20 protein-coding genes are annotated in these 20,136 nt (G+C 58.9%); 12 read left to right on the forward strand and 8 right to left on the reverse strand.

Annotated features, from left to right (window positions below):
- Nucleotides 1–18: 18 nt before the first annotated feature.
- Nucleotides 19–927: a tRNA (adenosine(37)-N6)-dimethylallyltransferase MiaA gene (gene miaA / locus Q0677_RS04765; RefSeq protein WP_298906477.1), complete on the reverse strand. Its 909-nt coding sequence runs from the start codon at nt 925–927 to the stop codon at nt 19–21.
- Nucleotides 928–1,041: 114 nt separating this feature from the next.
- Between miaA and pyrH the strand changes: the two genes are divergently transcribed.
- From pyrH to rseP, 6 genes are all read left to right on the forward strand, one after another.
- Nucleotides 1,042–1,794, forward strand: coding sequence for a UMP kinase (gene pyrH, locus Q0677_RS04770; protein ID WP_247090989.1), 753 nt, complete (start codon nt 1,042–1,044; stop codon nt 1,792–1,794).
- 149 nt (nt 1,795–1,943) lie between these two features.
- Nucleotides 1,944–2,507, forward strand: a complete 564-nt coding sequence (gene frr / locus Q0677_RS04775) for a ribosome recycling factor (protein WP_298906480.1) — start codon at nt 1,944–1,946, stop codon at nt 2,505–2,507.
- A gap of 45 nt (nt 2,508–2,552) precedes the next feature.
- On the forward strand, nt 2,553–3,293 hold the full coding sequence (locus Q0677_RS04780) for an isoprenyl transferase (protein WP_298907494.1): 741 nt from the start codon (nt 2,553–2,555) through the stop codon (nt 3,291–3,293).
- Nucleotides 3,294–3,352: 59 nt separating this feature from the next.
- Nucleotides 3,353–4,162, forward strand: coding sequence for a phosphatidate cytidylyltransferase (locus Q0677_RS04785; RefSeq protein ID WP_298906482.1), 810 nt, complete (start codon nt 3,353–3,355; stop codon nt 4,160–4,162).
- A 9-nt stretch (nt 4,163–4,171) separates the two neighbouring features.
- Complete coding sequence (dxr, locus tag Q0677_RS04790) at nt 4,172–5,359, forward strand: 1-deoxy-D-xylulose-5-phosphate reductoisomerase (protein WP_298906485.1); 1,188 nt, start codon at nt 4,172–4,174, stop codon at nt 5,357–5,359.
- A 42-nt stretch (nt 5,360–5,401) separates the two neighbouring features.
- Nucleotides 5,402–6,742 carry an RIP metalloprotease RseP gene (gene rseP, locus Q0677_RS04795; RefSeq protein WP_298906490.1) on the forward strand — a complete coding sequence of 447 codons (1,341 nt, stop codon included), beginning with the start codon at nt 5,402–5,404 and terminating at the stop codon, nt 6,740–6,742.
- A gap of 3 nt (nt 6,743–6,745) precedes the next feature.
- On the opposite strand, the gene Q0677_RS04800 is transcribed toward rseP, so the two are convergent.
- Entirely contained in the window at nt 6,746–7,636 is an 891-nt protein-coding gene (locus Q0677_RS04800) for a LysR substrate-binding domain-containing protein (RefSeq protein WP_298906492.1), read from the reverse strand.
- 122 nt (nt 7,637–7,758) lie between these two features.
- Here Q0677_RS04800 and katG point away from each other — a divergent pair, with 122 nt between their 5' ends.
- The 3 genes from katG (at nt 7,759) to Q0677_RS04815 (ending at nt 11,519) form a co-directional block, all read left to right on the forward strand.
- Nucleotides 7,759–9,939, forward strand: coding sequence for a catalase/peroxidase HPI (katG, locus tag Q0677_RS04805; RefSeq protein ID WP_298906495.1), 2,181 nt, complete (start codon nt 7,759–7,761; stop codon nt 9,937–9,939).
- 393 nt (nt 9,940–10,332) lie between these two features.
- Nucleotides 10,333–10,773 carry a type II 3-dehydroquinate dehydratase gene (gene aroQ / locus Q0677_RS04810; RefSeq protein WP_298906498.1) on the forward strand — a complete coding sequence of 147 codons (441 nt, stop codon included), beginning with the start codon at nt 10,333–10,335 and terminating at the stop codon, nt 10,771–10,773.
- The gene (locus Q0677_RS04815; RefSeq protein WP_298906500.1) at nt 10,773–11,519 is read left to right on the forward strand and encodes a LuxR family transcriptional regulator; all 747 of its coding nucleotides are present in this window, start codon (nt 10,773–10,775) and stop codon (nt 11,517–11,519) included. The genes aroQ and Q0677_RS04815 overlap by 1 nt, the downstream gene beginning before the upstream one ends.
- Nucleotides 11,520–11,963: 444 nt before the next feature.
- On the opposite strand, the gene tsf is transcribed toward Q0677_RS04815, so the two are convergent.
- Both tsf and rpsB read right to left on the reverse strand, forming a co-directional pair.
- The gene (tsf, locus tag Q0677_RS04820) at nt 11,964–12,839 is read right to left on the reverse strand and encodes a translation elongation factor Ts (protein ID WP_298906503.1); all 876 of its coding nucleotides are present in this window, start codon (nt 12,837–12,839) and stop codon (nt 11,964–11,966) included.
- Nucleotides 12,840–12,941: 102 nt separating this feature from the next.
- Entirely contained in the window at nt 12,942–13,715 is a 774-nt protein-coding gene (gene rpsB, locus Q0677_RS04825; RefSeq protein WP_298906504.1) for a 30S ribosomal protein S2, read from the reverse strand.
- A 222-nt stretch (nt 13,716–13,937) separates the two neighbouring features.
- Here rpsB and Q0677_RS04830 point away from each other — a divergent pair, with 222 nt between their 5' ends.
- Together Q0677_RS04830 and Q0677_RS04835 are read left to right on the forward strand one after the other, a co-directional pair.
- Nucleotides 13,938–14,825, forward strand: coding sequence for a PfkB family carbohydrate kinase (locus Q0677_RS04830; protein WP_298906506.1), 888 nt, complete (start codon nt 13,938–13,940; stop codon nt 14,823–14,825).
- Entirely contained in the window at nt 14,822–15,733 is a 912-nt protein-coding gene (locus tag Q0677_RS04835) for a pseudouridine-5'-phosphate glycosidase (RefSeq protein WP_298906509.1), read from the forward strand. Before Q0677_RS04830 ends, Q0677_RS04835 begins: the two co-directional genes overlap by 4 nt.
- Nucleotides 15,734–15,799: 66 nt before the next feature.
- On the opposite strand, the gene ctrA is transcribed toward Q0677_RS04835, so the two are convergent.
- Together ctrA and Q0677_RS04845 are read right to left on the reverse strand one after the other, a co-directional pair.
- Complete coding sequence (gene ctrA / locus Q0677_RS04840) at nt 15,800–16,513, reverse strand: response regulator transcription factor CtrA (protein ID WP_282064920.1); 714 nt, start codon at nt 16,511–16,513, stop codon at nt 15,800–15,802.
- 95 nt (nt 16,514–16,608) lie between these two features.
- Nucleotides 16,609–16,887: a DUF1153 domain-containing protein gene (locus tag Q0677_RS04845; RefSeq protein ID WP_298906514.1), complete on the reverse strand. Its 279-nt coding sequence runs from the start codon at nt 16,885–16,887 to the stop codon at nt 16,609–16,611.
- Nucleotides 16,888–17,010: 123 nt separating this feature from the next.
- Here Q0677_RS04845 and mnmA point away from each other — a divergent pair, with 123 nt between their 5' ends.
- The gene (mnmA, locus tag Q0677_RS04850; protein WP_298906516.1) at nt 17,011–18,159 is read left to right on the forward strand and encodes a tRNA 2-thiouridine(34) synthase MnmA; all 1,149 of its coding nucleotides are present in this window, start codon (nt 17,011–17,013) and stop codon (nt 18,157–18,159) included.
- Nucleotides 18,160–18,164: 5 nt separating this feature from the next.
- Here the strand turns inward: mnmA and lpxB are convergent, their stop codons facing one another.
- Together lpxB and lpxI are read right to left on the reverse strand one after the other, a co-directional pair.
- A complete protein-coding gene (lpxB, locus tag Q0677_RS04855; protein WP_298906517.1) occupies nt 18,165–19,325 on the reverse strand; it encodes a lipid-A-disaccharide synthase in 1,161 nt (386 codons plus the stop codon).
- Nucleotides 19,322–20,134 (reverse strand): UDP-2,3-diacylglucosamine diphosphatase LpxI, encoded by an 813-nt coding sequence (gene lpxI, locus Q0677_RS04860; RefSeq protein ID WP_298906519.1) that lies wholly within the window; start codon nt 20,132–20,134, stop codon nt 19,322–19,324. The genes lpxB and lpxI overlap by 4 nt, the downstream gene beginning before the upstream one ends.
- Nucleotides 20,135–20,136: the final 2 nt, after the last annotated feature.

Genomic DNA, 20,136 nt, shown 5'->3' on the forward strand with positions numbered 1-20,136 from the left:
CTGTGGATAAGTTGCGACTCAGTGATCCGCCCCAAGGGGAATCACCTGCCAATTCCGCATCCGTTTTCGGAACCATGTGCGCTGGCGTTTGGCGTATTGCTGGCTTGCGATGATGGCGGCGGCGCGTGCCTCGTCCAGCGACATCTGGCCTTGCAAATGGGCGATCAGTTCCGGCGCACCGATGGCTTTCGAGGACGGTGCCTTGGGATCCCAGGTTGCAAGGTTCCGGCGGGCTTCTTCGAGCGCGCCTTCGTCCAGCATGATGTCAAAGCGCCGCTCAATCCGGTCACGCAGCCAGTCACGCTCGGCGTCCAGATGGAAAGCGCATGCAGACGAGAGGGGCAGAAGCGGCGGCGGGGTGTCGTCCTGCCAACTGGCCAAACCGCGCCCGGTGGTGTGCTGAACCTCCCACGCGCGGGCGACGCGGGCGGGGTTGCGTGTGTCGATGCGGGCCAACGTGTCCGGATCCAGATCGGCCAGAAGGGCGGGCAATCCACCCTCAGCAAAGCGTGCTTCGCCATCCTTGCGAATGGCGGGCGGGGTCAGAGGGATGTCGGCCAGACCTTCCGTCAGCGCGGTCAGGTTTAGCCCCGTACCCCCGACAATGATGGGGCGCTTTGTGCCTTGCAGGATGGGCGCAACCTCGCGCAGCCAATGGCCCACGGAATAGTCCTGATCCCCCGGAATATGCCCATAGAGCAGATGCGGCGCGCGGGCCTCGTCCTCGGCTGAGGGGCGGGCTGTCACCACGCGCCAGTTTTCAAACACCTGCAGCGCATCGGCATTCACGATCACGCCGCCCGACGCTTCGGCGATGGCCAAGGCAAGTGCAGACTTGCCCGATGCCGTCGCGCCCGCGATCAGGACCGGGCGATCAGGGCCCACCTGTCGGGCCAGTTCCGTGATGCTGTCTTGCGCGGTCGACACGTGCTGTAGTCCTTACTTTTTTCGGTCCAACGGGCGGATCGCTCATTGAACATTCGGCCCTAATCGGTCAAATTGCCGGGCAACACAATCACGACAATCAGAGAGTGGCAACAGATGAGTGATCAGGCCCAGACCACGGCAGAGGGTGAAACCCCGCAGCCGACCTATAAACGTGTCATGCTGAAAATCTCGGGCGAGGCCCTGATGGGCGACCAGGGGTTCGGCCTGAACCCGCCCACAGTTGAACGCATCGCCCGTGAAGTAAAATCGGTGCACGACATGGGCGTCGAGATCTGCATGGTGATCGGCGGCGGCAACATCTTCCGCGGGCTTCAGGGCTCGGCGCAGGGGATGGAGCGTACCACGGCGGACTATATGGGGATGCTAGCCACGGTAATGAACGCTCTGGCGATGCAATCCGCGCTGGAAGGTCTGGGGGTGTTTACCCGCGTGATCTCGGCCATTCCAATGGATCAGGTGTGTGAGCCCTACATTCGTCGCCGCGCCGTGCGCCACTTGGAAAAGAAACGCGTCTGCATTTTTGCGGCCGGCACCGGCAACCCGTATTTCACCACCGATACCGCCGCCACGCTGCGCGCTAACGAAATGGCCTGCGAGGCCATTTTCAAGGGCACGAAAGTAGACGGCGTATACGATAAAGATCCGGTCAAAAACGACGATGCCGTACGCTATGACACGGTGTCTTATGATGATGTGTTGGCGAAACGTCTGGGCGTCATGGATGCGTCCGCCATTGCACTGGCCCGTGACAACAACCTGCCGATCATCGTGTTTTCGCTGGATGAACCGGGCGGGTTCCGTGGTATTCTGGACGGGCAGGGCACCTATACCCGCGTGGGCGGCTAACCGCGCATGAGGGCGGATTTCTGCCCAGAGATAAATCTTTGCCACCGCTGGTAGAGCCTGATCTATACAATTGGGGGGCGGTGGCATTATACCGGGCGAAACACGCTCGTTAACGATAAGAGCTTGAAAGACGAAGGGAACGCCGAGCGATGGCTGATGAAGAGTTTGAACTGGATACCGATGATCTGGAACGCCGCATGGAAGGCGCACTTGGCGCGCTGAAAACCGAATTTGCATCGTTGCGCACCGGGCGGGCATCGGCCTCGATGCTGGATCCGATCACGGTTGAAGCCTATGGCCAGCGTACACCGCTGAACCAGGTCGGCACCGTGAACGTACCCGAGCCGCGCATGGTCACCGTAAACGTCTGGGACAAAAGCATGGTTCAGGCGGTGGAAAAAGCCATTCGCGAAAGCGGTCTGGGCATCAACCCGCAGCTTAACGGCACGATCATCATGCTGCCGATCCCCGAGCTGAACGAGGAACGTCGCCGCGAACTGACCCGCGTCGCTGCGCAATATGCCGAACACGCCCGCGTTGCTGTGCGCAATGTGCGTCAGGACGGCATGCAGCAGATCAAAAAGGGCAAGGACAACATGTCCGAGGACGACGCCAAGATGTGGTCCGACGAAGTTCAGGAACTGACAGATAAATATGTTGGCATCGTAGATAAGGCCTTGGAAACCAAACAGGAAGAAATCATGCAGGTTTAACTTGCAAGTTCCTGATTTTTATAGGTATTAGATTTGGTGACAGACATGAACAAGATGGACATACAGGTCGGGGCGTCATCGCCTCGGCACGTTGCCATCATCATGGACGGCAACGGTCGCTGGGCACAGCGTCGCGGCCAGCCACGTCTGTTCGGTCACCATGCCGGGGCCAAGCGCGTCCGCGAAATTGTGCGCGCTTGTCCTGATCTGGGCATCAAATACCTAACCATCTTTGCCTTCTCGACCGAAAACTGGAAACGCTCAGAGACCGAAGTCACCGGGCTGATGAACCTGTTTCGGCGCTACATCACCAAGGAAGCGCGCGCGCTGGTCGAAGAAGGCGTGCGTGTTCGGTTCATTGGGGACCGCAGTCGGCTTGATAAAAAACTGATTAAGTTGATGGAAGAGCTGGAAGGGATGACAGCTCTCAACGACCACGTGAATCTGACCATTGCGCTGAACTATGGTGGCCGGGACGAGTTGGCGCGGGCCTCGAAACGCATGGCGCAGGACATTGCCAGCGGCGCCTTGAACCCCGAAGCGGTTGATGAAGAAACTATCACAAGCTATTTGGATACAAGCATTTTACCGGATCCCGATCTGGTCATCCGCACCTCGGGGGAAATGCGCGTATCGAATTTTCTGCTCTGGCAATCTGCCTATGCCGAGTATGATTTCATCGAAACGCTCTGGCCGGATTTCACGTCTGACGTGTTCGCGGATGTCATCGCGCGTTTTTCGGATCGGGACCGCCGGTTCGGGACCGTCAAGCCTGCGGCCGAATAGCTATCCTTTTGGGCTTACTTTGACTTGAGACCTGCACCGCGCAATGCGATAACCCCCAAATGAGTTCTCAGTCGTCTTCCTCGAAATGGGCCGATCTTGCCCCGCGCTTGCTGTCCGCCATCGCAATCGCGGCCATTGCCATCGCTGCAATCTGGATTGGGGGCCCCACCTATCGGGCGCTGATCGTTGTCGTCATCGGCCTGTGCATGTGGGAGTTCGCGCGCCTTCTACAACCCACGCCCACCGCGTTGCCCATCGTCCTGAGTTTGGCAGCAGCAGGGGGTATCTTTCTAAGTAGCCTTGGCTCGATCGATGCGCCGGGCGTGATCCTGTCTCCGCAGATTTCAGCCTTGTTCGTCGCGCCTGTAATGGGCGCCGTGCTGGCCAACCAACATCGCGTCTTGTTCTGCGCCTATGGCCTTCTGATCATGCTGGCGGGCTTGGGCTTTCTCTCCTTGGGTCCGGGGCCCGCCCTGGTCTGGTTTATTCTGATCATCATCGTCTCGGACGTTGCTGGGTATTTTGCCGGGCGGGTCATTGGCGGCAAAAAGTTCTGGCCGCGTGTCAGCCCCAAGAAAACATGGTCTGGTACGATTGCAGGTTGGGTCGGAGCTTTGATCCTTGGCCTGATCGGTATGACGCTTGGATACTTCAACGTGATCGAAGCACTGCTGTTCCCTTTCATCGCCTTTGCGGGCCAGATGGGCGACATCGCGCAAAGCGCCATCAAGCGGATGGTCGGCGTCAAAGACAGCTCGAACCTGATCCCGGGGCACGGCGGGGTGCTGGACCGCTTTGACGCCATGATTGGCGCGGCCGGGGCATTGGTCCTTCTGACGGGCGTAGGCTCGTTGATTTTTGCGGGCTAAGGGCAGGGCATGACGCAGGAAACGGGCACGCGCCGCATCTCGATCTTCGGGGCCACTGGGTCTATTGGGCAATCTACCCTTGACCTGATCAAGCGCGATGCCGACGCTTATGACGTGGTTGCGTTGACTGGCGGGCACAACATTGCGCAGCTGGCCAAAGATGCCATCGACCTGCGCGCGGACATCGCCATCACCGCACATGAAGACAAGTTGCCCGCGTTAAAAGACGCGCTGGCTGGCAGCGGTGTCGAGGCCGCTGCTGGCCCCGCCGCCATCGAAGAAGCCGCCACACGCCCCTGTGACTGGGTTATGTCCTCGATTGTCGGGGCGGCCGGGCTTTTGCCGGGACTGCGCGCCTTGGAAGCCCGCGCGACACTGGCACTTGCCAACAAGGAAAGCCTTGTGACCGCCGGGCCACTGATCATGGCCACCGCGCAGGCGCACCATTCTCGGATCTTGCCCGTCGACAGCGAGCATTCTGCCGTGTTCCAAGGGCTTGTGGGCGAAGATATGGACGCGGTCGAGCGGATCATCATCACCGCTTCGGGTGGTGCGTTCCGCGACTGGCCGCTGGAAAAGCTGGCGACTGCAACACTGGCCGAAGCGAGCTCGCACCCCAACTGGGATATGGGGCAACGGATCACCATCGACAGCGCCTCGATGTTCAACAAGGCGTTGGAAGTCATTGAGACCAAAGAGTTCTTTCAGATCGACCCTGATCAGATAGAGGTTTTGGTCCACCCGCAAAGTCTGGTCCACGCGCTGGTTGGTTTCAACGATGGCGCCCTCATGGCGCATCTGGGCGCGCCGGATATGCGGCATGCCATCGGCTATGCGCTGCATTGGCCTGAACGCCGTGATCTGCCCGTCGAACGGCTGGATCTGTCCAAGGTCGCCACGCTGGAGTTCCGCGCCCCGGACGAGACACGCTATCCCGCCCTGCGACTGGCCCGCGAGGTGATGGCGGCGGGCGGTCTGTCTGGTGCCGTCTTCAACGCAGCCAAGGAAATCGCCCTGGACGGCTTCATTGCAGGCCAGATCGGCTTTATGGACATGGCCGGGCTGGTCGAAGACACGCTGACCCGTCTTGACGGAAATGTCAGCCTGATCCATGCGGCAATGACCCTTGATAATGTGCTGGCCGCTGACCAGATGGGACGTGAGGTCGCCCGCGAAATCCTCGCCAATAAGAACTGAGCAGACGCGCCACGCGCTGAACCCAAAGGACATATCTAAGACATGGATCTGATCAGCTTCCTGCCCGATTTCGGCAATCTTGCCTTCACGGTCCTTGCCTTTGTTGCTGCGCTGACGGTGATTGTCGCGGTGCATGAATATGGCCACTACATCGTCGGACGGTGGAGCGGCATCAAGGCAGATGTGTTCTCGATTGGGATGGGGCCTGTTCTGTTCGCGCGGACGGACCGGCACGGCACCCAGTGGCAGATCGCGGCCTTTCCCATTGGCGGATATGTGAAGTTCCGGGGCGACGCGAATGCGGCCTCGGGCGGGGCAGACGAGGCCGTCATGGCCGAACTCTCCGAGGAAGACCGCCGTCACACGATGCACGGTGCGCCCTTGTGGGCACGGACGGCCACCGTGGCTGCCGGTCCGATTTTCAACTTCATCCTGTCCACCCTGATCTTTGCAGGCCTCATGATGTCCACCGGCGTCGCCCGCGATCCTCTGGCCGTAAAAACGGTGCTGAATGTGCCGGGGATGGAGCAAGGGCTGCGTGAAGGCGACACGATCCTGTCCATCGCGGGCTTTGAGACCCCGCCCTTGGCCGAGTTCTATGAGGTCATCGAAAAGCTGCCCGAGACCGCGCTGGTGGACTACCGCGTCGAGCGCGACGGACAGGTGTTGACCCTAACCGCCACTCATCCCTATCCGCCGCTGGTTGGCGCTGTCACGCCCCAGTCCGCAGCGATGGCGGCGGGATTGCGCGAAGGGGACTTCATCCGCACCGTAGACGGCGAAACGGTCCCAACCTTCGGCGCCCTGCGCGAGATCGTGGTAAATGGCGATGGGGACGAGTTGGCACTAGGGATCTTGCGCGATGGCGTGCCGATGGATGTGATCCTAACCCCGCGCCGCCAAGATATCCCCTCGGCCGATGGCGGATTTGAGACCCGCTGGCTGATCGGCATCACCTCGGGACTGGTATTTGAACCCGAGACGCGGCCGGCCGGCTTGTGGGAGAGCCTGTCGTCAGGCGTGGACCGCGTGATTTACATCATTCAAAGCAGCCTGTCGGGCCTCTGGCACATGATCACTGGCGCGATTTCCAGCTGTAACCTGTCGGGTCCGATCGGGATCGCGCAGGTCTCGGGCCAAGTGGCGTCACAGGGCGCGGTCAGCTTTGTGGCCTTCATCGCCATGCTGTCCACAGCCATCGGCATGCTGAACCTGTTCCCCATCCCGGTTCTGGATGGCGGCCATCTGGTCTTCTACGCGTGGGAGGCCGTGACGGGCAAACCGCCATCCGACAAGGCGCTGAATTTCCTGCTGGCCATCGGTCTGGCGCTGGTCATCTCGCTCATGGTGTTCGGGGTGACAAACGACCTGTTCTGCCCCTAAAGCTCAGGTTTTCGCCGCGCGTTTTACACAGTCAGCCATGCGGTGAAACTGTTGTGCCAAAGGTGAGCTTGCGCGCCAGACCATGCCGATGGTGCGGTTGGGTTTGGGCGCGTCAAAACGGGACACGGTGACGGGGGCAGAGCGTGTCTCGACCCCCACTGCCATGTCCGGGATCAACGTGACCCCCATGCCCGCGCCCACCATCTGAACCAGAGTGGACAAGGCGCTGCCATCCAACGTTTCGCGCGGGTTGGTGTTGTGCATGTCGCAGAAAGACAGTGCCTGATCGCGGAAGCAGTGGCCTTCTTCGAGCAACAGCAGCCGCATCTCCCGCAGCCCGTCACGATTGGGGACAGGTTTGTCCTTGTCCGCCAACGGACGCACCAGCACGAATTCCTCGTCAAACAGGGGCACCTCGGTCAGCGCGGGATCTGAGATGGGCAAGGCTAAAATCGCCGTGTCGATCCGCCCGTCGATCAACTCGCGGATCAGGTTCGAGGTCATGGTCTCGCGCATATGGATCTCGGCGCCTGGGAACTGTTCGGTCAGCTCCTGCACGATTTTAGGCAAAAGATAGGGCGCAATGGTGGGAATCACCCCGATCCGAAGCTCACCTACCCAATGATCGCGGGCGGCACGCGACACATCCTCAAGCTCGTCCACTGCGCGCAGGATGTCCCGCGTGCGGCGTAGGAACTCGCGCCCCAAGGTGGTCAGACGCACCTGACGCGGCATACGTTCACACAGGATACAGCCCAACGCGTCCTCAAGCTCTTTGATTTGTACAGACAGCGCAGGCTGGGACACCGCACAGGCGTCAGCCGCGCGTCCGAAATGGCCGTGTTCGGCAAGCGCATCAAAGTACCGAAGCTGGCGCAGGGTGATATTACTCATAAGCCAAACCTATCGCTGAGATTAAAAGGTGTAATTTCCTCTTATCATTCAACCGCGCTAACCTAAACCCATACAGACGGAATTTGCCGTCGCGTACCAAATACCAAACATGGGAGTCGAAGATGGACGGAAACAGCATGGGAAAATGCCCGGTGGCGCATGGCGCAACGAATGTCGGGATGCGGTCCAACAAGGACTGGTGGCCCAATCAACTGAACCTCAGAATGCTGCATCAGAACACGGCAAAGTCGGATCCGATGGGGGGCGATTTTGATTATGCCGAGGCGTTCAAGTCGTTGGATCTTGAGGCCCTGAAGGCCGATCTGACCGCGCTGATGACCGACAGCCAGGACTGGTGGCCGGCTGATTACGGCCATTATGGCGGCCTGTTCATTCGCATGGCATGGCACAGTGCTGGCACCTATCGCACCGCGGATGGACGCGGCGGGGCAGGGACCGGGCAGCAACGCTTCGCCCCCCTGAACTCGTGGCCTGACAACGGTAACTTGGACAAGGCCCGTCGTCTTCTGTGGCCGATCAAGCAGAAGTACGGCAACAAGATTTCCTGGGCGGATCTGATGATTTTGGCGGGCAATGTGGCCATCACCTCGATGGGCGGTCCGACTTTTGGCTTTGCGGGCGGCCGGGCCGATGTGTGGGAGCCAGAAGAGGATACCTATTGGGGCGCTGAAACCGAGTGGCTGGCGTCGGATGACAATCCCAACAGCCGCTATTCCGGCGAACGTGATCTGGAAAACCCGCTGGCGGCGGTGCAGATGGGTCTGATCTATGTGAACCCAGAAGGCCCGAACGGAGAGCCGGACATTCTGGCCTCGGGCCGCGACATCCGCGAGACCTTTGCGCGTATGGCGATGAATGATGAGGAAACCGTGGCGTTGGTCGCGGGCGGGCATACCTTCGGTAAGGCGCATGGGGCAGGGGACCCGGGTCTGGTTGGCCCCGAACCCGAAGCCGCCGCGATCGAGGAAATGGGCCTTGGCTGGATCAACGCGCATGGCTCGGGCCACGGCGATGACACCACCACCAGCGGGATCGAGGGCGCGTGGACTGCGAATCCGATCCAGTGGGACAACGGCTATTTCGATCTGCTGTTTGGCTATGACTGGAACCTGACCAAATCGCCCGCGGGCGCCTATATCTGGGAACCCGTCGGTGTGTCGGCAGACGACATGGCCCCGCAGGCCCATGATGCGTCGAAGAAGGTGCCGACCATGATGACCACGGCGGACATGGCGATGCGGATGGACCCGATCTATGGTCCGATTTCGAAACGCTTCCACGAGAACCCGGACGAGTTCGCAGACGCCTTTGCCCGCGCGTGGTTCAAGCTGACCCACCGCGATATGGGCCCGCGTGCGCGTTATCTGGGCGCAGATGTTCCAAGCGAAGAGCTGATCTGGCAAGATCCCATCCCGGCGTCGGAAACGGATCTGAGCGACGAGGATGTAAACGCGTTGAAGGCGGCTGTGCTTGAGACTGGGCTGAGCATCTCGGACCTTGTGAAGACCGCCTGGGCCTCGGCCTCGACCTTCCGGGGATCGGACATGCGGGGTGGGGCCAATGGGGCGCGTATCCGTCTTGAGCCGATGAAAAACTGGGAAGTCAACGAACCCGAGGCACTGGACCGTGTCCTGACCCGCTTGGAAGAGCTGCGCGGGAGTTTCGGCAAGCCGGTCTCGATGGCTGACCTGATCGTGATTGCCGGTGCCGCTGCGGTCGAACAAGCCGCGGCTGATGCGGGTCACTGCGTTCTGGTCCCATGCACCTTGGGGCGCGGTGACGCCACGCAAGAGATGACCGATGTGGAAAGCGTCGGCTATCTGGAACCCGCAGCTGACGGCTTCCGCAACTGGCAGCGGACCGAGTTCACCATCTCGCCTGAAGAACTTCTGATCGACAAAGCACAGCTTTTGGGCCTCAGCGCGCCTGAAATGACCGTGCTGGTTGGCGGCCTGCGTGTTCTGGGCGCCAATCATGGTGGCAGCGCGCATGGCGTCCTGACGCAAAACACCGGCAAGCTGAGCACCGACTTCTTCGTCAATGTTCTGGATATCGGCACCAAATGGACCGATCAGGGCGACGGCAGCTATGCGGGCACGGGTCGCGCCACGGGGGACGCAAAGTGGACCGCGACACGTGTCGATCTGGTCTTTGGATCGAACTCGCAACTGCGCGCGCTGTCAGAGGTCTACGCGCAAGACGATGCGGGCCAGAAGTTTGTCGATGATTTCGTGGCCGCATGGACCAAGGTCATGGACGCGGATCGGTTCGATTTGGCTTAAAAACAACCTCACCACTCTAGGAACCTAAAAGGGGCAGGGAACTGCCCCTTTTTTCGATCGTACACATCGTTCAGCTCTTATTTCATGAGTGATAACTGAGCCTTCCGACGCTTACTTTAACCAAGTTGCATGCATTGAACTGGGTTTCTGATGTAATCGCTTTAACGCGACAGACTGAACGAACTCATTTGGTATGAAGATCCCACGCTTAACATTCGAATGTTCGAGGGAGGCAACAAGTACATTCGCCCCGCTCCATAATTCGCATAATCCATATTATGTTAATATTGCAATCCTGCGACTATCGCGGAACGCGATGATCTTAAGTATTCAATTCTCTCGACAACTCTAAGAATAATGCAGATAAAACAGTGTCCGGACAAGGAAGACGACATGCGTTCACTGCTAATTCTCAATGGCCCAAATCTAAACATGCTCGGCACCCGCCAGCCTGAAATCTACGGCCACCTGCGCCTCGAAGATATCGAAGCTTCAAGCATCGCCTATGCAGAGAAGCTGGGATTTGCATGTGTCTGCGCGCAATCCAACCATGAAGGAACGCTGGTCACGAAAATTCAGGAAGCGCGCGGCGTTCATGACGCGATCATTTTGAATGCCGGCGCCTATACACACACCTCCATCGCCTTGATGGATGCGATCATCGCCGCCGAGGTTCCAACCATCGAACTTCACCTCTCGAACATTCATGCCCGTGAAGAATTCCGCCATCGGTCGTATATCGCCCGCGTCGCAGTTGGCCAGATTTGCGGTTTTGGCGCCAAGGGATATGAATTGGCGATTGATGCAGCGGCAGGCATTCTCGAGACCGCCTGATGCTCGAATACATCAAAAGCATCTGCCAATGCGATACCATGGCCGAAGTTTGGGAAATCCATTGCAGAAAGATGGAGAGCTTTGGCTTTGATCGCCTGATCTATGGCGTCACCCATTTCATGACGGCGAATTCGATCGGCCCGCGTGAAGATGTAATGACCCTGTCCTCGCATGATCCCGAGTATATGGAACACTACTATGTGCCCGAGCTCTATCGATCGAGCCCGATGCTGCTTTGGGCGGCCGAAAACACGGGTGCGTGCAGTTGGTCCTGGGTGCGTGAAAATATGGACCGGATGAATGACAACAACCGTAAAGTTATCGAACTGAACCAAAAGATGGGCGTCACAGCTGGGTATACGCTCTCGTTTCAGGAAACTTCGCGCAGATCCAAAGGTGTCATCGCTCTGACCGCGCACCGAGGGCTCACGCAGGATGATGTGGATTCCATTTGGAAAAAACATGGTGACGAGATCGAAGCGCTGAACAACGTGGCGCATTTAAAGATTATTTCGCTCCCTCTCAGCACAGAGCGCTCGGACCTGTCCAAGCGCCAGCGCGAGGTACTGGAATGGGTTGGAGATGGGAAAACGAACCAAGATATTGCGACGATTTTGGGTGTCACACCAGCCACAGTTGAAAAGCATTTGCGTATTGCGCGGGATAAACTGGGGGTCGATACCTCTGCTCAGGCGGTTCTGAAAATGTCATTTTTGAACCAAATCTTCAGCCCCGAAAAATCTTAACCTATTAAGTTTTATCAGTTAGATTAGGCAGTTATTCCGAAACAGTTTTTCAGGTTACTGGCGCTTTGTTGACGTTACGGAAGAAATGGTAGGGATTCCCGTACTTCCAAAAGTTGCACGAATCGGGCATGATTTTCATGTTCCGTGAGTGGTGGCTTTGGCCTTGGGACATTTTGGGGTGAACGGACTGTGATTTCAGATCGCGTTTCATTCTTCCGTGAAAACGGAGCTGGTGTCGATGGAGTATTGATCCCAAAGGCACCAGCGCTTCGGATAAAGTTTATCTGCTTGCAGAGAAAGCGCTGACAATCGTCTGCGCTTTTTCCGTTTTGCCGTAAGCTAAGATTAATTTCGAACTAACGACGAAGCACGAAAAAGGCCGGTCGAAACGACCGGCCCTTAACACTTAATCACGTCGCGGGCATACGCCCTGCCCTGTGGGTATTAGCCCTGAACAGCAGCAGCGACTTCAGCAGCGAAATCGACTTCTTCTTTTTCGATGCCTTCGCCAACTTCCATACGCACGTAGCCGACGATCTCGGCACCGGCTTCTTTGGCAGCGGCTTCAACAGTCAGATCCGGGTTGATGACGAAGTCTTGGCCCAGCAGAGTTACTTCTGCCAGGAACTTCTTCATGCGACCCTTGATCATGTTCTCGATGATGTTCTCGGGCTTGCCGCTTTCACGGGCCTGATCGGTCAGAACCTGACGCTCTTTCTCGACAATTGCCGGGTCCAGAGCGGCTTCGTTCAGCGCCTGCGGGTTGGCAGCTGCGATGTGCATGGCAACCTGACGGCCAAAGGCTTCGTCGCCACCGTTCATGGCAACCAGAACGCCGATTTTGCCCATGCCGTCGGTGACAGCGTTGTGCACATAGGTCACAACGTTTTCGCCTTCGACCGATGCCATGCGACGCAGCGACATGTTTTCGCCGATGGTGGCGATCTTGTCGGTGATCACGTCAGCAACGGTTTTGCCGCCCATGTCGGCGCCGTTCAGGCCGTCAACGTCCGAAACGGTCAGAGCAGCCGCAGCGATGCCCGATACCATCTCTTGGAATTCAGCGTTTTTCGCAACAAAGTCGGTTTCCGAGTTCACCTCGACAGCGACGCCTTTGCCACCAGCCACGGTCACAGCGACCAGACCTTCAGCGGCGGTGCGGCCAGCTTTCTTGGCGGCTTTCGCCAGACCTTTGGTGCGCAGCCAGTCCTGAGCGGCTTCCATATCGCCGTCGTTTTCGACCAGTGCTTTTTTGGCGTCCATCATGCCAACGCCGGTGGATTCGCGCAGTTCTTTTACGAGTGCAGCAGTGATTGCCATGTCTCTACTCCTTGGGGTTCCGGCTGGGGGGATACTCCCGCCGGGTATCAATTCAGTGACAGTTGCGCGGGCCAGTCCCCTGCCCCGCGCTTGCGGTCTGTCTTATTCTGCCGGAGCAGCTTCTTCAGCAACGGCTTCTTCCGCCATTGCTTCTTCCATCGCACCCAGGTCGATGCCAGCAGCGCCCATCTGGGCCGACATGCCGTCCAGAGCTGCGCGGGCAGCCAGGTCACAGTACAGAGCGATGGCGCGTGCGGCGTCATCGTTGCCCGGGATGATGTAGTCCACGCCTTCCGGCGGGCAGTTGGTGTCGACAACAGCAACAACCGGGATGCCCAGTTTGTTGGCTTCTGCGATGGCCAGGCTTTCTTTCTTCACGTCGATGACGAACAGCAGATCAGGAACGCCGCCCATTTCGCGGATCCCGCCCAGCGAGGCTTGCAGTTTCTGCTGGTCACGCTCCATGCCCAGACGCTCTTTCTTGGTCAGGCCTTCAGCACCCGATGCCAGCTTCTCGTCCACCTCTTTCAGGCGGTTGATCGACTGCGAAACGGTCTGCCAGTTGGTCAGCGTGCCGCCCAGCCAGCGGTGGTTCATGTAGTACTGAGCCGACTTTTCAGCCGCATCAGCGATCGGGCCAGCAGCCTGACGCTTGGTGCCTACGAACAGAACGCGGCCGCCTTTAGCAACGGTTTCGCGAACGGCGTTCAGAGCAGCGTCCAGCATCGGCAGGGTCTGGGTCAGGTCGAAAATGTGGATCCCATTGCGTTCACCATAGATGAACGGAGCCATACGGGGGTTCCAACGTTGGGTCTGGTGACCAAAGTGAACACCAGCTTCGAGCAGCTGGCGCAGCGAGAAATCAGGCAGTGCCATTTCTATATCCTTTCCGGTTTCATCCTCGGCGCTGCGTTTCGAAGGTTGCCCTTCAACCGGTGGACGCGATGGGGATGTCTCCCCCATAGGCCCGCACAGCACCTGTGGTTTACGAGCGCGCGTATACAGGGCGCGGGCCAGCCGCGCAAGCCCAAAACGACGAAGCATGGTCTCGCGTGGTCATGGCTTGTCCTTACCCGGAAATCACGGCACAAAACTGGCATGACACAGGATATTCTTTGCATTGGCTCCGTCCTTTGGGATGTGATCGGGCGCACACCGCACCCGATGCGCGTTGGCTCGGACGAACCCGGTCGCATTACGCGCCTGCCCGGAGGCGTGGCTATGAACATTGCGATGACCCTACAACGGTTTGGGCTGCGCTCGGCGCTTCTGACCGCTGTCGGACGGGATCGCGAGGGTGACGAACTGCTGGACGATTGCGCGGCGCGCGGGATGAACACAGAGTTCGTGTATCGCCCCGACGGGTTACCCACGGATCGCTACATGGCGATTGAAGGCCCCGAAGGTCTGATTGCAGCGGTGGCCGATGCGCATACGCTGGAAGCGGCAGGGGATGCGATCCTCGCCCCGTTGGAGGACGGTCGATTGGGAAGCGCGCACGACCCTTATTCGGGCACGATTGCGCTCGATGGCAATCTGACACGCGCGCTGCTGGATGAAATCGCGACCCATGCCAGTTTCGCCCGTGCGGATCTGCGGGTGGCGCCTGCCAGCCCTGGCAAAGCGCGCCGCTTGGCGCCTTTAATGCAGCACCCCGGTGCGACGCTTTATGTGAACCGCGAGGAAGCTGGCTATCTGACCGAGGTCCAATATGACAGCGCGGGAACTGCCGCTCAGGGGCTGTTAGACGCTGGCGCCACACGGGTTCTGGTCACTGATGGAGGAAGTTTCGCTGCCGATGGTCATCACGAACGTGGCGTGATCCAGACCCCCTGCCCCTCGGTCCGCGTGCGTCGGATCACTGGGGCCGGAGACACCTTTATGGCCGCCCATATCGCAGCTGAACTTGCCGGGAATGCACCTGCAGTCTCGCTTAAAATGGCCCAAAAAACCGCCGCCCAATATGTTTCAGGAGAAGACCTATGACCCTGCCCTTGCATTTCTCGGACGAGGTCGCTGCCGCACGTGATGCTGGCGCGCCGATCGTGGCGTTGGAAAGCACCATCATCACCCACGGCATGCCCTTTCCGCAGAATGTCGAGACCGCCCGCGCGGTCGAGGCCGTCATTCGCGAGAACGGCGCCGTCCCCGCGACCATCGCGGTGCTGGACGGCAATCTGCATATCGGCCTGAATGACGCGCAATTGGATGCGTTGGGTCAGGCCAAGGGGGTCGCAAAACTGTCACGCGCAGACATAGCGGCTTGCATTGCCACCGGGGGCACCGGGGCCACCACCGTCGCCGCCACCATGATTGCTGCACATCTGGCCGGGATTTCGGTCTTTGCGACCGGCGGGATCGGCGGCGTGCATCGCGGGGCTGAAACCAGTTTTGATATCTCGGCCGACCTGCGCGAGCTTTCGAAAACACCAGTCACCGTGGTCGCCGCTGGGGCAAAGGCCATTCTGGATCTGCCCAAAACACTGGAGGTCTTGGAAACGCTGGGCGTTCCGGTGATTGCCTACGGGCAGGACAGTTTCCCGGCGTTCTGGTCGCGCAACTCGGATTTGGCCGCACCCTTGCGCATGGACAACGCCCAGCAGATTGCCGCAGCGGCCAAAACCCGCGCTCTGATGGGGCTTGTAGGTGGACAGCTGGTGGCCAATCCAATCCCAGTCGACGCTGAAATCCCCCGCGAGGTGATCACGCCAGTGATCGAAGAGGCGCTTGCAGCCGCCGAGGCCGAGGGCATTTCAGCCAAGAAGGTCACGCCTTATCTGTTGGATCGTATTTTTCATGCGACCGAGGGCGCGTCACTGGCTGCCAACATTGCTTTGGTTAAGAACAATGCACGTCTGGCCGCGGAAATCGCGCGCTCAACTGTAGGTAGATAACAAACAAAGGGCGGCCAAGCCGCCCTTTCTCATGCCGGAGTTCAGCACTCTTTACAGATCTGGCATTTAGGCACCAATCGCAATCTGTGAATCCAGCTCGACCGGATCCGGGTCGCGCAGTACATAACCGCGCCCCCAGACCGTTTCGATATGGTTTTCGCCACCGGTTGCCGTCGACAGTTTTTTGCGCAGTTTGCAGATAAACACATCGATGATCTTCAGTTCTGGTTCATCCATGCCACCATACAGGTGGTTCAAGAACATCTCTTTCGTCAGGGTCGTCCCCTTGCGCAGCGACAACAGCTCGAGCATCTGGTATTCCTTGCCGGTCAAATGAACCGGGCGACCATCCACATCCACAGTTTTCGCGTCGAGGTTGATCGAGACCTGACCCGTTTTGATCACCGACTGTGAATGCCCTTTCGAACGCCGGATAATTGCATGGATGCGCGCAATCAGCTCTTCCCGATGGAAGGGTTTCGTCATGTAGTCGTCTGCCCCGAAACCAAACCCTTTGATCTTATTTTCGGTGTCATCAGCCCCCGACAGGATCAAAATTGGCGTATCGATCCGGGCCATCCGCAATTGACGCAAGACTTCATGGCCATTCATGTCAGGCAGGTTCAAATCAAGCAAAATAAGATCGTAATCATAAAGCTTTGCCAGATCGATCCCCTCTTCGCCCAAGTCAGTTGCATAGACGTTCAAGTTCGCATGTGTCAGCATCAACTCGATGCTGCGCGATGTCGTCGGATCATCTTCAACAAGAAGGATTCTCATAATGGGTTTCTCCGCATCTGGTTCTGTCTTGGGTTGAACATTGCGCGAATTGGTTAATCGCAGGTTACCCTATAAGAACTTTTAGCGAATACTACCTATGGTTGTCTATATTTTTGTAGGTCTGTTGCTTTCAAGGCAACTTCACCGTGATTTTCAACGGCCCTGAGCCATTCTTCAAGCTCTTCCTCCGACAGATCATACAGCGAACAGGCTTCATCATTCGTCAAAAGACCATGACGTATCCCCTTGACCACACGTGCTTTCCGGCTGGCAACCCAACGGCGTGTGTCCCTTGGCGGTAGATCCGCGCGCGTCATGATCGACCCGTCTGGCAGGGTGACGGCACGCGGCCCTTCGATTTTTTTCAGATACATGATGAACCCTCACAGATAATCTGGGCCGACCATGACTAGACAGGCTTAAAGATCTGTGAAGCGCCCTCTTGTTGTTCGTTCGAATTTTCCTATATTCCGATACGCTTTGAAAAGGATCCCAACATGTCGGTTAATGTAACGACTGCGCCTGCGCTGAATTCTCTTGGCTTTGCCAAGTCCCCTGCTGACACGCGGGTTGTCGTTGCCATGTCCGGTGGCGTGGACAGCTCGGTTGTGGCCGCAAAGCTGGCCGAGGAAGGCTATGATGTGATTGGTGTCACGCTGCAGCTTTATGACCACGGCGCCGCGCTGGCCAAGAAAGGTGCCTGTTGCGCCGGGATCGACATACACGACGCGCGCCGTGTTGCCGAGGACATGGGCTTCCCCCACTATGTGCTTGATTACGAAAACATCTTTCAGGATGCCGTGATCGAGGAATTCGCCGATAGCTATCTGGGTGGCGCCACCCCCGTACCCTGCATTCGCTGCAACGAGCGGGTGAAGTTCAAGGATCTGCTTGAGACCGCGCGTGACCTTGGCGCGGATTGCATGGCGACCGGCCACTATATCCAACGCGAGATGGGTGATCACGGCGCGGAACTGCATCGCGCAGCCGATCCCGTGCGCGATCAAAGCTACTTCCTGTTTTCCACCACGCCCGAGCAGCTCGACTATCTGCGTTTCCCGCTTGGTCACTTGAAGACCAAAGCAGAAACCCGTGAACTTGCTCGGAAATATGGACTTGAAGTCGCAGACAAACCCGACAGCCAGGACATCTGCTTTGTCCCCGATGGGAACTATGCCGGTGTGATTGAAAAGCTGCGCCCCGGTGCAGCCGAACCCGGCGAGATCGTCCATGCGGATGGCCGCGTGTTGGGCACGCATGAGGGCGTCATTCACTACACGATTGGTCAGCGCCGTGGCCTTGGCATTGGTGGTCTATCCGAGCCGCTCTATGTGGTGAAGCTGGATGTGGACAACAAGCAGGTCGTTGTCGGCCCGAAAGACATGCTGGCGACCCGCATCGTGCCGGTCCGCGAGATCAATTGGCTGGGCGACGAGCCCTTCACCTCGCGCAAGGAATGGCATCTGGGCGTCAAGATCCGCTCGACCCGCCCCCCGCGCGAGGCGATTATCCGCCCGATCTCGGACACGGAAGCCGAAGTGGAACTGCTGACACCCGAGGAAGGTGTCAGCCCCGGACAGGCCTGTGTGTTTTATGACATGGACGGGCCGCGCATCTTTGGCGGCGGGTGGATCTGGCGTGGGTGAAGCGTTTAACTGATCGCGGACAACACCGAACGCGCCGCGCGTAGACCCGGCGCCTCGCCACCTTTGCCGAGGCGCTCCATCGTCACCCGCATCGCCTCGTTCTGTGCTTCTGGTGCATCCAACACAGCCAAAAGCGCTGGCGTGATGCGGTCTGGCGTGCAGTCCTTCCCAAGAAACTCTGGAATTGCGCGGGTCTCGGACACCAGATTGACCAGTGTCACCGTATCGATCTGTAACATCCGCCCAATCAGGAACCGGCTAAGCCAGTTCATGTCATAGGCGATGACCATCGGCGTGTGCGCTGCAGCAAGCTCCAAGGACACCGTACCTGATGCCGCTAGCGACACATCGGCTGCCTTGAACGCCGCCCGCTTATCATCCTGCTGAGCGGCGGGGATCAGGATGGGCGATACGGACCATTTCGCGGTTTCTTCGCGCACCAGATCCTCGACGCCCTGCGCCATGGGCAACACAACTTGCAGGTCAGGTTTTTCGCGCTTGGCGTGGGCAATCACCTCGCCAAAGCGTTCGGCCAGACGCGAAACCTCGCCCCTTCGCGAGCCCGGTAGGACCAAAAGAAGCGGTGCGTCCCCAATGCCGTGGGCGTCACGGAAGGCCTGCGCCGCAGCGTCATCGGCTTGCGGCTCGGCCACGACCGGATGGCCGACGAAATCACAGCCCATGCCAGCGGCCTGCATATAAGGTGGCTCGAACGGCAAGAGCGCCAGCACATGATCCACCCAACGGGCCATCTTGGCCGCGCGCTTCGGGCGCCACGCCCAGACCGACGGGGCCACGTAATGCAAGATGGGGATATCATGGCCGAAGGTTTGCCCCTCGACCTCTTCTTCCTTCACGATCCGCGCCACACGCAGGCAGAAATCCGGGCTGTCGATGGTGATCAGCACGTCCGGATCCGCCGCGACAACCGCCTCTGCGGTTTCACGAATGCGGCGTTTCAGGTGAAAGTATTTCGGCGCAACCTCGGCTATCCCCATGACCGACAGCTCCGACATCGGAAAGCGTGAGGTCAGCCCCTGCTCTTCCATCGCAACTCCGCCAATGCCCATGAACTCGACATCCGGGCGCAGGGTCTTCAACCCTTCCATCAAGGCTGCACCTAAGCGGTCGCCCGAGGGTTCGCCCGCGATCATAAAGACCTTCATGACTGCCCCTTTCGCACGTCCAGAAACAAATCATGTTCTACCAGAAGCACCTCTACCTCGGCCCGGTCCAGCACGATCACGCCTTCTTCCAACACGATCCCACCCAGACCAGCCGCGGCCACCGCACGCACTGTATCGGGACCAATCGTCGGAATATCCATCCGCCCGTCCTGGCCCGGCTTCGGGCGCTTTACAAAAACGCCACGCGCACCCTGTTTCAGATGTTCTGGCGTTTTCCCGGCAAAGGCCAACAGCGCATTGGTCCCCTGAATGCTTTCAATGCCCAGACATTGCCCGCCCGCGATCACAACACCCTGCGCGATGTCTTCTTCTGCCAATATGTCCAGCAAGTGCCAGCCCCGGTCCGCATCCGCGCGATCCTGCGCGCTGGTCGCGCGACCGGCGTGACTGGCCTCGATGGCCAGCGCGGCGGTCACCTCTGTGGCGCCTACGACAGTAAACCCTTGTTCTTCAAACACGTCGGCGACAAGGCGCAAAAGCGCGTCATCGCCCTTGCCAAGCACTGCCTTCACACGGGGAAACAACCCTAACGTCACGCGGTCCATGCGCAACGGGTTCAGCTTGGGCCGATCCACCTTGCCCGCAAACACCACACGCGCAACCCCTGCCCCGCGCATCGCCTTAAACAGCGCGCCGAGCTTCTCATAGCTCGCGTCCACATGTTCGAACCCGTCGGGCACCGAGACCTCGACGCCCTTGATCGTCACGAAAAGCGCGTCCGCGTTGGCCGCCGCGATTTGCTGCGGCAGCTCTCCGGTTCCGGCGATGATGGCAAGGCGGTCCGACATGG

Origin of the sequence: uncultured Aliiroseovarius sp. (genome assembly GCF_947492455.1) — a bacterium.
In the GTDB taxonomy this organism is placed as follows: Bacteria; Pseudomonadota; Alphaproteobacteria; order Rhodobacterales; family Rhodobacteraceae; genus Aliiroseovarius.